Origin of the sequence: Actinomycetospora flava (genome assembly GCF_037400335.1) — a bacterium.
GTDB classification, from domain to species: Bacteria; Actinomycetota; Actinomycetes; order Mycobacteriales; family Pseudonocardiaceae; genus Actinomycetospora; species Actinomycetospora flava.
On record NZ_JBBEGM010000013.1, the window covers coordinates 135,678 to 149,181 of the forward strand.

Annotated in this window: 18 protein-coding genes; 9 read left to right on the top strand and 9 right to left on the bottom strand. The window is 75.8% G+C overall.

Translation table 11 applies throughout. The features are described 5' to 3' along the window. Positions 1 to 59: 59 nt before the first annotated feature. On the top strand, positions 60 to 602 hold the full coding sequence (locus WCD58_RS26550) for a TetR/AcrR family transcriptional regulator (protein ID WP_337706111.1): 543 nt from the start codon (positions 60 to 62) through the stop codon (positions 600 to 602). Here WCD58_RS26550 and WCD58_RS26555 read toward each other — a convergent pair. The 3 genes from WCD58_RS26555 to WCD58_RS26565 are packed head-to-tail and all read right to left on the bottom strand — an operon-like array spanning position 590 to position 4,199. Further along, positions 590 to 1,654: an ABC transporter ATP-binding protein gene (locus WCD58_RS26555; protein ID WP_337706112.1), complete on the bottom strand. Its 1,065-nt coding sequence runs from the start codon at positions 1,652 to 1,654 to the stop codon at positions 590 to 592. The two genes, WCD58_RS26550 and WCD58_RS26555, sit on opposite strands and share 13 nt — an antisense overlap. Continuing rightward, entirely contained in the window at positions 1,651 to 3,171 is a 1,521-nt protein-coding gene (locus WCD58_RS26560; protein ID WP_337706113.1) for an ABC transporter permease, read from the bottom strand. The genes WCD58_RS26555 and WCD58_RS26560 overlap by 4 nt, the downstream gene beginning before the upstream one ends. Next, positions 3,168 to 4,199, bottom strand: coding sequence for an iron ABC transporter substrate-binding protein (locus WCD58_RS26565; RefSeq protein WP_337706114.1), 1,032 nt, complete (start codon positions 4,197 to 4,199; stop codon positions 3,168 to 3,170). The genes WCD58_RS26560 and WCD58_RS26565 overlap by 4 nt, the downstream gene beginning before the upstream one ends. 207 nt (positions 4,200 to 4,406) lie before the next feature. Here WCD58_RS26565 and WCD58_RS26570 point away from each other — a divergent pair, with 207 nt between their 5' ends. From WCD58_RS26570 to WCD58_RS26580, 3 genes are read left to right on the top strand one after another with little or no spacing between them, the layout of a single operon-like run. After that, on the top strand, positions 4,407 to 5,219 hold the full coding sequence (locus WCD58_RS26570; protein ID WP_337706115.1) for an aldolase/citrate lyase family protein: 813 nt from the start codon (positions 4,407 to 4,409) through the stop codon (positions 5,217 to 5,219). Continuing rightward, positions 5,219 to 6,070 carry an NAD-dependent epimerase/dehydratase family protein gene (locus WCD58_RS26575; RefSeq protein ID WP_337706195.1) on the top strand — a complete coding sequence of 284 codons (852 nt, stop codon included), beginning with the start codon at positions 5,219 to 5,221 and terminating at the stop codon, positions 6,068 to 6,070. The genes WCD58_RS26570 and WCD58_RS26575 overlap by 1 nt, the downstream gene beginning before the upstream one ends. Next, entirely contained in the window at positions 6,067 to 6,756 is a 690-nt protein-coding gene (locus WCD58_RS26580) for a glycosyltransferase (RefSeq protein ID WP_337706117.1), read from the top strand. The genes WCD58_RS26575 and WCD58_RS26580 overlap by 4 nt, the downstream gene beginning before the upstream one ends. On the opposite strand, the gene WCD58_RS26585 is transcribed toward WCD58_RS26580, so the two are convergent. Continuing rightward, complete coding sequence (locus tag WCD58_RS26585) at positions 6,738 to 8,198, bottom strand: glycosyltransferase family protein (RefSeq protein ID WP_337706118.1); 1,461 nt, start codon at positions 8,196 to 8,198, stop codon at positions 6,738 to 6,740. The genes WCD58_RS26580 and WCD58_RS26585 overlap by 19 nt on opposite strands. A 64-nt stretch (positions 8,199 to 8,262) precedes the next feature. On the opposite strand from WCD58_RS26585, the gene WCD58_RS26590 reads away from it, so the two are divergent. Further along, on the top strand, positions 8,263 to 8,670 hold the full coding sequence (locus tag WCD58_RS26590) for a GtrA family protein (RefSeq protein WP_337706119.1): 408 nt from the start codon (positions 8,263 to 8,265) through the stop codon (positions 8,668 to 8,670). A gap of 18 nt (positions 8,671 to 8,688) precedes the next feature. Continuing rightward, entirely contained in the window at positions 8,689 to 9,225 is a 537-nt protein-coding gene (locus WCD58_RS26595; protein ID WP_337706120.1) for an NUDIX hydrolase, read from the top strand. A gap of 2 nt (positions 9,226 to 9,227) precedes the next feature. Here the strand turns inward: WCD58_RS26595 and ppk2 are convergent, their stop codons facing one another. Further along, complete coding sequence (gene ppk2, locus WCD58_RS26600; RefSeq protein ID WP_337706121.1) at positions 9,228 to 10,091, bottom strand: polyphosphate kinase 2; 864 nt, start codon at positions 10,089 to 10,091, stop codon at positions 9,228 to 9,230. Between the two features lie 70 nt (positions 10,092 to 10,161). After that, complete coding sequence (locus WCD58_RS26605) at positions 10,162 to 10,362, bottom strand: hypothetical protein (protein WP_337706122.1); 201 nt, start codon at positions 10,360 to 10,362, stop codon at positions 10,162 to 10,164. Positions 10,363 to 10,678: 316 nt separating this feature from the next. Here WCD58_RS26605 and WCD58_RS26610 point away from each other — a divergent pair, with 316 nt between their 5' ends. After that, positions 10,679 to 11,284: a hypothetical protein gene (locus WCD58_RS26610; protein ID WP_337706123.1), complete on the top strand. Its 606-nt coding sequence runs from the start codon at positions 10,679 to 10,681 to the stop codon at positions 11,282 to 11,284. A gap of 10 nt (positions 11,285 to 11,294) precedes the next feature. Here WCD58_RS26610 and WCD58_RS26615 read toward each other — a convergent pair whose 3' ends face one another. After that, positions 11,295 to 11,495, bottom strand: a complete 201-nt coding sequence (locus WCD58_RS26615; protein WP_337706124.1) for a DUF1918 domain-containing protein — start codon at positions 11,493 to 11,495, stop codon at positions 11,295 to 11,297. Between the two features lie 16 nt (positions 11,496 to 11,511). Next, positions 11,512 to 11,724, bottom strand: coding sequence for a three-helix bundle dimerization domain-containing protein (locus WCD58_RS26620; RefSeq protein WP_337706125.1), 213 nt, complete (start codon positions 11,722 to 11,724; stop codon positions 11,512 to 11,514). A 201-nt stretch (positions 11,725 to 11,925) separates the two neighbouring features. Between WCD58_RS26620 and WCD58_RS26625 the strand changes: the two genes are divergently transcribed. Together WCD58_RS26625 and WCD58_RS26630 are read left to right on the top strand one after the other, a co-directional pair. Continuing rightward, positions 11,926 to 12,216: a hypothetical protein gene (locus WCD58_RS26625; protein WP_337706126.1), complete on the top strand. Its 291-nt coding sequence runs from the start codon at positions 11,926 to 11,928 to the stop codon at positions 12,214 to 12,216. Positions 12,217 to 12,248: 32 nt separating this feature from the next. Further along, entirely contained in the window at positions 12,249 to 12,635 is a 387-nt protein-coding gene (locus WCD58_RS26630) for a YchJ family protein (protein WP_337706127.1), read from the top strand. Positions 12,636 to 12,648: 13 nt separating this feature from the next. Here WCD58_RS26630 and WCD58_RS26635 read toward each other — a convergent pair whose 3' ends face one another. Then, entirely contained in the window at positions 12,649 to 13,464 is an 816-nt protein-coding gene (locus WCD58_RS26635; protein WP_337706128.1) for a hypothetical protein, read from the bottom strand. Positions 13,465 to 13,504 lie beyond the last annotated feature (40 nt).

Genomic DNA, 13,504 nt, shown 5'->3' on the forward strand with positions numbered 1-13,504 from the left:
GAAGGCTAGCCTCACCTCGGATGTCCGAATTGGCGCGCCCCGGGAGCCGAGCGACCACGATGACGAGCCTCGTCCTCCCGCCGGAGCCGCACGGCCGGCGCGAGCGGCGGGTCCAGGAGCTGCTGTTCGACATCAAGGACGCCGCCCTCGACCAGCTCGCCGAGGGCGGCGACGGGCTCTCCTACCGGGCGATCGCGGCACGGCTCGGGGTGTCGCGGGCGACGTTGCGCTACCACTTCCCGTCCCGGGACGCGCTGATCGAGGCCCTGGTCGCCGACGGTGTCACCACCCTTGCGCGGGCCCTGCGCTCGTCGCTCGACCGCACGCGCAGCGCACCGTCCGAGCGGCGCTGGCGCGCCGTCGCGCACGCCTACCGGGACTGGGCGCTGCGCCACCGCCGCCACTACCGGCTGCTGGCGGGCGCCCGGGCCGACCCGGTCCTCGCGGTGTTCGCCGAGCTGGCCGGGGACGACGCCGCGCTGACGGTCCACGCCGGGCTCCACGCCGCGGTCGTGCGGGAGATGGATGCGCGCCCGGACACCGAGAGGTTCGACGCCGAGGTCCTCGACCTGGTGAGGCTCGTCGACGGCTACACCGCGTAGACCGTGACCGCGCCGCGCACCGTGACCGGGACGTCGTCGCCGGGTGCGACGGCGGCGTCGCCCGGCAGGCGGGCGGTGACGACCTCCGCCCCGAGGGCCCCGGGCGCCTCGAGGTCCAGCTCCACGGTGGCGTCCGGCCCGCGGAAGTCCCGCGACCGCACGCGGGCGCGGACCCCGCCCCCGGCCGTCCCGACGCCGATCTGCTCGGGGCGCACGAGCACCCGCACCGGACCGGCGGCAACGGGGATCCCGGCCCGGCCCGGGCGCGCCGCGAGCACGCCGAGCGCGCAGGACACCGCGCCCGCGCCGTCGTGCCGGCCGTCGAGCAGGACGGCGTCGCCGACGAGGGTTCCCACGTGCGGGTCGACGGGGTCGCGGTAGATCGTCCCCGGGGCGTCGACCTGCGCGATGACCCCGTCGCGCATCACCGCGACCTGGTCGGCGAGCCCGAGCGCCTCGGCGCGGTCGTGGGTGACGAGCAGCGCGGTCGCACCGGCCGCGGCGAGCGCCTTCACCACGGCTCGCTGGGTGTCGGCGCGCAGCCCCGCGTCGAGCGACGAGAACGGTTCGTCGAGCAGGACGACCGCGGGCTCGGGGGCGAGCGCCCGGGCCAGGGCGACCCGCTGCTGCTGGCCGCCGGAGAGCTCGTGGGGATGACGCCGCGCGAGCGACGGCTCGAGGTCGACGGTCTCGAGGAGCGCGGCGACCCGGGCGTCGCCGCGGCGCCGCTCGCGCCACGGCAGGCCGAACAGGACGTTCGCGGCCACCGTGAGGTGGGGGAAGAGCGAGCCCTCCTGGGTGAGGTACCCGATGCCGCGCCGCTCGGGCGGGAGCACGCGGCCCGGGCCCGCGACCGGGCGCCCCTGCACCACGACGGTGCCGGTGTCGGGGCGGTCGAACCCCGCGACGATCCGCAGCAGCGTCGTCTTGCCGCAGCCCGAGCGGCCCAGCACCGCCGTGAGCGTGCCGACGGGGGCCGTGAGCGAGACGCCGTGCAGCACGGGGGTCGCGCCGAAGGCCTTCGTGACGCCGTCGACGACCACCCCGGTCACGGGCGTGTCCCGGCGTGCACCTGGCGGGTCAGCAGGAACGCCGCGGGGACCGAGATCAGGATCATCGTCAGTGCGTACGGGGCGGCAGCGCCGTAGGACACGGCGACGGCCGGGCCCCAGAACTCCGTGGCGAGCGTCGCGGTGCCGGTCGGCGCGAGCAGCAGCGTCGCCGTGAGCTCGGTGGAGACCGCGAGGAACACCAGCGCCGCGGCGGCTCCGGCACCTCGCGCGAGCAGCGGGACGGTGACCCGGGCCAGCACGGCGCCGGGACGGGACCCGAGCCCGTGGGCGACCTCCTCGAGCTCCGGCGGCGTCCGCAGGAGCGCGGCCCGGAGGTTCACCAGCGCCAGGGGCATGAACAGGATCGCGTAGGCCGTGACCAGCAGCGGCGTGGTCTGGTAGAGCCCGGGCACGACCCGGATCGCCACGATGACGAGGGCCAGCGCGACGACGATGCCCGGCAGGGCGTTGCCGAGGTGGGTGGTGCGCTCGAGCAGGCGGGAGAACCGTCCGGGGCGCCGGACCGCGAGCCAGGCGACCGGCAGCGTCAGCGCCGTCGTCACCGCCGCGGCGAGCAGCCCGAGCCCGATCGAGGTGGCCGTGGCGGTGGCGAGCGCCGCCGCGTCGACGGTGGTCGAGCTGCCGGTCACCATCCAGCGCACGACGCTCCCGAGCGGCACCCCCAGCGCGGCGACGACGAGCAGGCCCACGGCGAGCAGCGCGGGCACCCGCCGCGCGCCGAGCGGTGTCCGCGCCCGGCGCCGCGCCGCGCCGCCGCCGACCCGCGCCTGGCGGGCCCGTCCGGCCAGCGCCACGTCGGCGGTCAGGAGGAGCAGGCACAGCACCACCAGGACGCTCGCGAGCATCGCGGCCGCGGGCCCGGCGAAGGTCGACTGGAACTGGTCGTAGATCGCGGTGGTGAAGGTCGGGTAGCGCAGCAGCGCGAGCGCGCCGAACTCCGCGAGCAGGTGCAGCCCGACGAGCAGCGCGCCGCCGACGATCGCCGGGCGCAGGGCGGGCAGGACCACGCGACGCGCCGCCGCGCGCGCCGAGAGGCCGAGCGCGCGGGCGACGTCCTCCTGGTCGCGGTCCAGACCGCGCAGGACCGCGGCCACCGGGAGGTGCACGAAGGGGAAGTAGGACATCGTCGTCACCACGAGCGCACCCACGAACCCGTCGGCACCGGGCAGGACCGACACCCACGCGTAGCTGTTGACGAAGGCCGGGACCGCGAGCGGCGCGGCGAACAGGGCACCCCACACCGGCGCGCCGGGCAGGTCGGTCCGCTCGGTGATCCACGCCGTCGCGGTGCCCAGGAGGACGCACGCCGACGACGTCGCGAGGACCAGCACCGTCGTGTTGATCAGCAGCTCGCCGACCCGCGGGCGCCAGACGAGCTCGGCCACACCGGCCGGCCCGACCGCGATCGCCGCAGCCACGACGTAGCCGACCGGGACCAGCGCGAGGAGTGCGGCCACCGACGCGACGGCCACGCGCAGCGGGGCCGCCGCCGTCACAGCAGGCCGGCCTGCTGCATCATCCCGACCACCTTCGGACCGTTGAGGGTGCTGAGGTCGACCGGCGGCGGCCGCAGCTCGGAGAACGGCTTGAGCGCCGGGTTGGCGGGCACGCCGGCGCCCACCGTGTACTCGAGGTTCTCCGACCGGGCGAGCACCTCCTGCCCGGGGACGCCGGCCAGGAAGGCGAGGAGCTGCTGCGCCTCGGCCGGGTGGCTGCTCGAGGCGAGCACGGCGCCGCCGGACACCGACAGGAACCCGCCCGCGTCGCCGTTGGTGTAGAACTTCAGCTCGGTGTTCGCGCTGTTCGCGCCCGCCTCGGCGCGGTCCTGGTACCAGTAGTAGTGGTAGATGATCCCGGCCGGGACCTCCCCACGGTTCACGGCCTGCATCGTCGCGGTGTTGCTCTGGTAGATGCGCCCGTTGGCCTTCAGCCCCGCCAGCCACTGCTGGGTCGCGGCGTCCCCGTTCAGCGCGTTCACCGCGGACACGATCGCCTGGAAGTCCGCGCCGCCGGGCGGGAACGCGACACGCCCCTGCCACTCGGGCCGGGCGAAGTCGAGGATCGAGTCGGGCAGCTGGTCCTCGGGCACGAGGGCGGGGTTGTGGACGACGACCGTGGTCCGCGCCGCGATCCCCACCCAGTCGCCCCGGGTCGAGGCGTACTGCGGCGGCACGAGGCCGCGGGTGGCGCCGTCGGCGGGCGCGAGGAGGTTCGCACCGGAGACCAGGGACATCGCCGGGCTGTTCTCGGTGAGGAACACGTCGGCGGGCGACGCGGCGCCCTCGGCGACGATCTGGTTGCCGAGCTCGAAGTCGCCGCCGTCGCGGATCTGCACCGGGATGCCGGTCTGCCGGGTGAACTCGTCCACCCACAGGCGACCGAGGCCCTCGTGCTGGGCGTTGTACAGCGTCAACGTCCGGTCCTCCGGCGCCGGCGCCCCACCGCAGGCGGCCAGCAGCACGGTGCTGGCCACCACGGCCAGCACCATCCGGACGAACCAGACACCTCGGCCCGGCACGGGCATCCACGACTCCTTCGGATCGTCGTCCGTACGCGCGGTGACGAGTCAGGCGCGCCTTACCTCACGAGACCCCGGAAACAGGCCGTGATCCACCCCCAAAATTGGCCGTATGCAGCGCCTTCGCGCCTGACACCGTGTGGTGACGTTCGGCCGAAGGGGTGCAGATCAGCGCAGCCTTCGCTAACACCCCCGCGAGGTGATGGGAGACCGGTGGACCTCTTCGTCTTCTCGACGTCCGGCCCCGACGTGGCGCGCCTGGTGGCCGCCGGCGTGACCGGGGTCGTGATCGACTGGGAGCGGCGGGGCAAGGCCCGGCGCCAGGCCGGGGAGGACACCCAGATCAACCGCGACACCGCGCGGGACCTCCGCGCGGTCCGGGCCGCCACGGCCGCGACCGTCGTCTGCCGGATCAACCCCGTGGGCCGCTGGACCGCCGGCGAGGTCGACCGGGCGATCGCGCTCGGCGCCGACGAGCTGCTCGTGCCGATGCTGCGGCGCCCCGCCGAGCTCGACGGCGTGCTGGCGCTCGTCCGCGGCCGCTGCGGGGTCGCCGCGATGATCGAGACCCAGGACGCGGTCGACGCCGTCGACGCCCTCGTGCGCCGGCCCCTCTCCCGCGCCTACCTCGGGCTGAACGACCTGCGCATCGACCGCGCGGCCCGCACCGGGGTGTCCGCGGGTCTGTTCGCCCCGATGGTCGACGGCACCGTCGAGCACGTCCGCGAGCGCGTGGCCGCGGCCGGCCACCCCTGCGGCGTCGCCGGGCTGACCCGGCCCGACGCCGGGCACCCGGTCCCCAGCGCGCTGCTCGCCGCCGAGATGGAGCGCCTCGGCGTCGACTTCACGTTCCTGCGCCGCTCGTTCCACGCCGACACCGCCGACCGCGACCCGGCCGCCGAGATCCCGCGCATCCACGCCGCGGTGGCCCTCGCCGGGACCCGCGACGCCGGCGCGCGGGCCGCCGACCGGGAGGCGTTCGTCCGCGCGGTGGCGGCGTCCGTCCCGGCCCCCGTGCCGGTGTGATGCACGCGCTCGTCACCGGGGCCGGCGGGTTCGTCGGGCGTCACCTCGTCGCCCGCCTGCGCGCCGACGGCTGGTCGGTCACGGCGCTGACGCGCGACCGGGTCGACCTCGCCGACCCCGTCGCCGCGACCGCCGCCGTGCGTGCCGCCGACCCCGACGTCGTGTTCAGTCTGGCCGCCGCGCGCGACCGTCGTGACGCCGCGGCGCGCGCAGCGACCACGGCCGTCAACACCAGTCCATGGCTGGTCGACGCGCTCGGTCCGCGGTGCCGGGCCGTCGTGCGCCTCGGCTCCTCCACCGAGTACGCGGCGAGCGACCGCCCGCTGGCCGAGGACGGCCCGCTGAGCACGCAGAGCTTCTTCGGGGCCACCAAGGCGGCGGGATCGGTGCTGCTGCTCGCGGCCGCGGCGCACCGCGGGGTGCGCGCGACCGTGCTGCGCGCCTTCCAGGTCTACGGGCCCGGCGACCACCCGACCCGGTTCGTGCCCGTCGTGCTCGCCGCCGCCCGCGAGGGCCACCGGGTGCCGCTGACCGCCCCGGGCATGCGGCGGGACTGGGTGTGGGTCGGCGACGTCGTCGACGCCTGCGTGCGCGCGGCCCGGGCCGACGACCTCGCCCCGGGCACCGTGCTGAACCTCGGCACCGGCGTGCAGACCGCGAACGAGGAGCTCGTCGCCCTCGCCGAGCGGGCGACCGGGCGGCGCATCGGCGTCGACCCCGGCGCCCACCCGGGTCGCGAGTGGGACACCGGGCACTGGGTCGCCGACCCCACGCGCGCCCGGGAGCTGCTGGACTGGAAGCCGTCGGTCGACCTGCTCGACGGCCTGCACCGGACGTGGCGCGCCGGGTGACCGTCGCCGTCGTCGTCCCGGTGCACCGCAACGCCGCGACGCTGGACGAGCTGGTGCGCCGCCTCGCCGCCGCGCTGGCGGGTCGCCCGTGGCGGGTGCGGCTGGTCGTCGACGCGTGCCCGGAGGGCAGCGGCGACGTCGCGCGAGCCCTCGCCGCCCGCGACCGCCGGGTCGCGGTCACCGAGCTCGCGGCGAACGTCGGCCAGCACGCCGCCCTGCGCCGCGGGCTCGCCGACGAGCCCGGCGCCGCCGCCTGGGTGTGCCTCGACGCCGACCTCCAGGACCCGCCCGAGGCGCTGCCGGCGCTGCTCGGGCACCTCGAGGACCACGACGTCGTGTTCGCGGGACGGCGCGGGACCTACGAGTCGGCCGGCCGGCGCGCCACCGGGAGCGGGCACCGGCTGCTCGTCGCCGCGCTCACCGGCCTGCCGCCCGACGCGGGCGCGTTCCTCGCCCTCGGCCCGCGGGGACGCGCGGCGGTCCTCTCCCCCGCCGCCACGACCGCGCCCAGCGTGGTGGTCGCGCTCGGCCCCCGGACCCGGGCGGGTGCCGGCCTGCGGGTGGCGTCGCGCCCCGTCGCGCGCGCGACCCGGCCCGTCGGGACCTCCGCGTGGTCGTCGCGGGCGCGGCTGCGCCAGTCGGTGCGGACGCTGGGCTGGTGCGCGCGTCAGCGCACCCACCGCTGAACGACCAGCGAGGTCCAGGTCGCGCGCAGGAACCACTGCCCCTCGACCCGCCGGCCCGCGTTCGCGAGCAGCACGTCGCCGTCCACCGGGCCGGTCTCCCCGTGGATGATCCGGACACGGACGTACCAGACGACCGCCGCGTCCGGGGCCGCGTCGATCGGCGGGACGCGCAGGTCGGCGGCCATCTGCGGGTGGCGGGTGCGCACGTAGTGCTCCAGGGCGAGCGCCGACTGGCGGTCGCCGGCCATGACGACGTCGCCCGGGCGGTGGGCGGCCGCGATCATCGCGGCGACCTCGTCGGAGCGCTCGCGCGGCGGCGCCCACAGCAGCCCCACCGACACGACCAGCGAGACCGCGAGGAGCACGGCGCTCAGCACCGGGGCCGGTCCCCACCGCCGCGTGCGCCCGCGCCACGGCCAGCACGCGACGCCGGCCGCCGTGAGCACGCCGAGACCGAGCAGCGCCGGCAGGACGTACCGCGGCTCGTAGATCGCGCGGAGCTCGGTCTCGGCGATCAGCAGCGCGAGCACGGGCAGCGCCAGCCACCCGGTCACCACGACGAGCAGTCGCGTCGGTGCGCGCCACACCCCCAGCGCCGCCGCGATGGTCACCAGCCCGGCGAGCGCGACGTCCTGGCCCGACCACCGCCACGCCGCGAACAGCGGCAGCCGCCCGGCGGTGTCGTGGAGCAGCGCGGCGTTGCGGTCCGCGACGGTCGCGAGGTTCAGCGCGACGAGCCCCAGCGTCGGCGCGGCCGCGACGACGGCGACGAGCGCGAGCCACACCCCGCGCCGCGGGGCCAGCACGATGCCCGCGACGGTCAGGCCGGCCACCGGCAGGAGCGCGTACCAGTGCGCGAGCCCCGCGCCGGCCGCGCACAGCCCGAAGACCAGCAACCCCCACCGCGCGCGGTCCAGCCAGCGCGCGAGGCCGTAGGCCGTCCCCGCGGTCGCCAGCAGCGCGAGCCCGTACGACCGCGCCTCGACACTCCACTCGAGGACCAGGGGGTTCAGCGCGGTGACCAGGCCCGCCACGAGCCCGACCCGGCGGTCGCCCGCGAGACGGGACACCGCCGCGGCCAGCACGCCCGAGGCGGCCGCGCCCGCGAGCAGCGCGACCAGCCGCAGCGTCAGGTCGCCGTCCGTCCCCGGCACCAGCAGCACCACGTGCGCCACGACGTACCAGGGCAGGTTGTAGGAGGGCGGGACGTCACGCAGGTACCAGGTGGTCCCGCGGCCCTCCCACGCCGCGCGGAGGATCTCCGAGAGCGGCAGGCGTGCGACCTCGGTGGAGAAGAGCTCGTCGTACCAGAGCCCGGTGCCGCGGGTGAGGATCACCGCTCCCAGCACGAGAGCCACCGCGGGCGGGACGAGAGCCACGACGCGCGACGACACCGCCGGGCGCCGCACCGGCGTGTCGATCGCCGCGCGGCCGTCGTCCACGGCCGCATCCTTCCAGCTCGCGGGGTCCTCCCGCGGCGGGCGCCGACACGGCACGATGGCGATCGTGACGGCGGAGACCCGCGCCCACGGCCTCGTGGCGGCCGGCGCGCGGTACCTCACCGCGGGCCTGGTCGTCCTGCCGCTGAGCCTCGGTCTGCACCTCGTGCTGGTGCGCGCCGGCGTCGACGTCCACCTCGCCCGCGTCCTGAGCTTCGTCACCGGCACCGCGCTGATCTCGGTGCTCCACCGGCGGTGGACGTTCCGGTCGCGAGGCGTGCGCGGGGCGGCCGGCTGGATGGTGCTGCTCTCCGCGACCACCTTCGCCGTCGTGGTCCTCACGCACGGGCTGGCGCTCGCCGCGCTCCCGGCGCTCCTGGAGGAGGCGTGGGTCGTCCCGGCCGCATGGTTCGTCTCGCAGGGGGTGGGGACGACGGTGACCTTCCTCGTCCTGCGCGGCGCCGTCCTGCGCTGACCCGGGTACCGTCCCGGCGTGCCCGGCGGCTGGACGATCTTCGGCGAGCGCTCCGCCTACGAGAGCCCCTGGGTGCGCGTCCGGCTCGTCGACGTCGAGGCTCCCGAGGGCAAGCGGTTCGACTACCACGTCGTCGAGCTCTCCCGGGTCGCCGTGGCGATGGTCCTCGACGACGCGGACCGGGTCCTGCTGCTGTGGAAGTACCGGTTCCCCGCGGGCCAGTGGGGCTACGAGCTGCCCGGCGGCATGGTCGACGACGGCGAGGACCCCGCGACCGCCGCCGCGCGCGAGACCGCCGAGGAGACCGGCCGGCACGTCGACGGCGAGCCCGAGCACCTGCTGTCGATCGAGCCGCTGCCCGGCCAGGTCCGTGCCCGGATCGACGTCTACCGCTGGCGCGGTGCCCGGCACGTCGGCGACGCCACCGACCCCGCGGAGGACGGCGTCGCCACCTGGGTCGACGTCGCGCGCATCCCCGAGCTCGTGGCGGGCGGGCAGATCCTCGGCGCCGCGACCGCCACGGCGCTGATGTACCACTACGGCAGCAGCCGCTGAGGTCAGGAGTCCTCGAGCAGGGTCGCCGCGTGGTCGGGGACCGCGCGGGCGAGCTCGCGGGGCGGGCGGACGTACCCCTCGCCCGGCGGGCGCTCCGGGATCTGCAGGGTCGGCAGCTCGATCGGCGTCCACGGCACCGTGTGCAGCAGGTGCGCGATCATGTTCAGCCGCGAGCGGCGCTTGTCCTCGGACTCCACGATCGTCCAGGGGGCGATCTCGGTGTCCGTGGCGGCGAGCATGTCGTCCTTGGCCTTGGAGTACTCGTCCCAGCGGCTGATCGACTCCAGGTCCATGGGCGAGAGCTTCCAGCGCTTGAGCGGGTTCTCGAGGCGGTCGCGGAAGCGGCGCTCCTGCTCGTCGGGGCTGACCGAGAACCAGTACTTCCGCAGCAGGATCCCGTCCTCGATCAGCATGTCCTCGAAGGTCGGGCACTGGCGCAGGAAGCGGTCGTACTCCTGCTCGGTGCAGAAGCCCATGACGCGCTCGACGCCGGCGCGGTTGTACCAGGAGCGGTCCAGCAGCACGATCTCGCCGGCCGCCGGCAGGTGCGCGATGTAGCGCTGGAAGTACCACTGGGTCCGCTCGCGCTCGGTGGGCGCGGGCAGGGCGACGATGCGCGCGACGCGGGGGTTGAGGTTCTCCACGACCCGCTGGATGGCGCCGCCCTTCCCGGCCGCGTCCCGTCCCTCGAAGATCACGACGAGCCGGGTCCCGGTCGCCTTGACCCACTCCTGCATCTGCACCAGCTCGCCCTGCAGCCGCAGCAGCTCGGCCTCGTACAGGTCCTTGGGGAAGCGCTTGGCCTTCTTGGCCTTCTTCGCCTTCTTGGCCTTGCCCTGCTCCTGCTTCTCGACAGGCGTCGTCATCGCCGTGACCCCCTCTTCTCCGAGACCGGCCCCCAGCATGTCGCGCCCGGCGTGGATGGGACAGACACGATCAACCGGTCCGCGTGGTGAGTGCGGCCGCGCCGGAGCCCAGCAGCGCGGCCCCGGACCCGACGCCGGCGAGCAGCTGGACGACCAGGACCGAGCCCGTCGCCGTGCCGAGGAGGGCGGCCAGCACGCCGTTGATCAGCCACAGCCCCGCGACGAGCGCCGCGGCCTCGCCGGCGACGACGAGCCAGTAGCCGCGCCCCACGGTGCCCGGCCCTCCCCACCGACCCGCGCGGCATGCCGGAACACCACCATCGCGGCGATCACGAGCGCGACGGCCGCGACGACCGCCGTGATCCGCAGCGCCACCGCCCACGGCGTGGGGAACGCGTCGGTGTTGGCGAGCACGAACACCGCCCCGAACCCGGCCGCCACCAGCGTCCCGACGAGCCGGCCGAAAGGGTCCGCCGCCCGGCTCCGAGGATCCACATGGCCCAGCATCGCGCACCGGTGGACCGGCCGGGACGGCGCGGCACACTCGCAGGGACGCCCCTGTCCCCGACTCCTGCGGAGCCGCGCCCATGCTCGTCACCTACAGCTTCACCGCCGTCGCCGTCACCGTCCGGCGCTGGTTCGAGATCGGCCCGGACGCGGTCATGGAGCACGGTGCCCGCATCGAGATCGCGCTCCGCGAGCCCCGGGAGCACCGGGGCTCGGAGTCCGCGGCCCAGCCCCTCGTCGTCGACGGGGCGTTCTTCCGCGCGGACCTGTTCGGGCGCCTCGACCGGCCCGCCGACCCGTTCTCCGCCGCGCACTTCCACCCCCGCTTCGACGGGCCCGAGCCGTCGGACCGGACCTGGGACGCGCACCTGACCGCGTCGCCGTGGGAGTGGCTCGCCGCGCAGCTCGGCGACCTCCCGCAGCGCTTCGCGGACGCCGGGCTGGACCCGGCCGGGGCGGAGCCCGACGCCGACGACCTGCGCGCCGCGGCCGGGGAGATCGTCGAGACGGCCCGCCGGTTCGGGCCCGACCGCGCCCTCACCCGCGACGACGACGCCCGCCTGACCAAGGACGCCACCCGCCGCATCGCGCTGATGCTCGACATCGTCGAGGACCCGTCCGCACTGGACCGCGAGTACCTGCGGCCGTGGCTCGAGCGGGTGGGAGACGCGGCCGGCCCTGCGTAGCCCGCAGCGGCTACCTCGCCGGGACGGGCTGCTCCGCGACGTGCGCGTCGGCGCCGGGGAAGACGAGGCTGCGGTGCTCGTCGCCGAGCCACTGCACCCAGTACGGCGGGCTCCCGTCGGCGTGGTCGACCCCGACGATCCGCCCCTGCCGGCGCGCCGAGGCGTCGGTGAGCCCTTCCACGATCAGCCAGTTCCCCACCTGCGCGCGCACGCCGCACCTCCCCCGATCAGCCGGTGGTCCGCAGGCGCTGCCGGGCGAGGCGTTCGACCAGCTCCGGCATCGCGCCGGGCGGCGACCCGTCGAGGTCGCGGCGGCACGACGCCACGACGGCGGAGACGACCGCCGCGGGGTATCGGGGGAACTCGGCGCCCAGGCGGGCGACGGCGGCGTCGTCGGCGTCGTCGCCGGCCGCGGGACGGAGGGGAAGCGCCGTGGTCATGCTGTCCTTGTCGCCTCGGGGACTGCTGCCGCCACCTTCGTGCCAACGATCCGCGTCCGGAAGGGTCGAAGGTCCCGAGGACGCCGCATGCTGCCGCACCGCAGTGCCTGTCATCCGTTCGGAGGTGCTGGGTCGACGAGGGGTGAGAGCACGCTGGTTCTCGACGCTGCTCAACGGGCGACGCCACGGAAGGAGAACCCCATGTACACCACGGTCCGTCACTACCAGGACGAGGCGAGCGACGTCGTCGAGCAGATCCGGGTGCACGCCGACAGACTCCGCGGGCTGATGAGCGGGATCGACGGCTTCGTCGCGTACTACCTCGTCGACACCGGCGGCGGGAGCCTGGTGACGGTGAGCGTGTTCGCCGACCGGGCGGGGGCCGAGGAGTCGACCCGCGCGGCCGCGAAGTTGATCGGCGAGCTCGGGATGGCCGACGCGCTGCCGCACCCGCCGACGATCATGCAGGGCGAGGTCGCCGTCCAGGCGTAGCGGCCTCGGGCCGGTGGGCATACTCGCGTGCCGTGGCGTCCCGACCCTGCCCGTGCGGCCTCCCGGAACCGTTCGACGCGTGCTGCGGCCGGTACCTCGGCGAGTCCGGCGGCACGGCCCCCACGGCCGAGGCCCTCATGCGGTCGCGCTACACGGCCTTCGCCCGCGGCGACGTCGACCACCTGCTGCGCACCTGGCATCCGGCGACCCGCCCGACGACGCTGACCCTCGACCCCGCCATCCGCTGGACGCAGCTGGAGGTCCTCGACCGCGTGCGCGGCGGCCTCTTCGACACCGACGGCGTCGTCGAGTTCCGCGCCCACCATCGCGAGGGGCCGCAGACCGGCGTCCTGCACGAACGCAGCCGCTTCGTCCGCGAGGACGGGCAGTGGTTCTACCGGGACGGAACCGCCCGCTGACCGACGACGCGACTCACGCCTCCCCGCCCTCCGACCAGCCGCGCCGCACGCGGTCGACGACGTCCGGGTCCAGCGGCGGGACCTGGCGGCGCCGGAAGGGGACGTAGCCCTGCGTCAGGTCGTCCTCGGAGGGCGCCAGGAAGGCGGCGAGGACGCGTGGGCGGTGGATCTGCTGGACGAGCTCGAGCCCCATGGCGCCCGCGACGACGACCAGAGCCGCGATCCGCGGGACGTTCCACTCGCCGGGCCCCGGGACGGCCACGCACAGCAGTCCGGCGAGGAAGGCCTGGATCCCCGCGTTGTAGGAATGGCGCGTGAGGAGCCGGTAGTGGCTCGCGATGTCCTCGTCCCGCCACTGCTCGGACCGGATCTCGTGGACCCGCTCGGGATCCCGCGCCTTCTCGGGGTACGCCGCGAGACGTTCGGTCACCGGCACGTGGCGGCTCGCCGCCGCCAACCCGGCCTGGAGAGCGAAGACCAGGCAGGCGATGGCCAGCGCGAAGAACATGATCGCGAGGTCGCCCCGGATCCCACGCTCCGCCCTGCCGGCGAGCGAGACGATCGCGGCGATCGAGAACCCGGCCAGCAGCGGCGACGCGACGGACGCGAACGTCACGGTGCTGGCGGCGTGTCCGAGCGGCCGCGGCATGTTCCAGAACTGGCCCGGCGCGGACGACCCCTTCCCCGCGCCGCCGTCCCCCGACCGCCGCCCCGGCCTGAAGTAGCGGGCTGCGCGCCGGATCGTGCCGTCGATGTCCCGCTCGGGCGTCACGGCCTCGTAGGTCACCTCGGAGGCCGGACGCGCTCCGGGGCGTGGCTCCTCCGCCATTCCCGACTGCCACCTCCACCGTTGCGTCGGCCCGGGACTT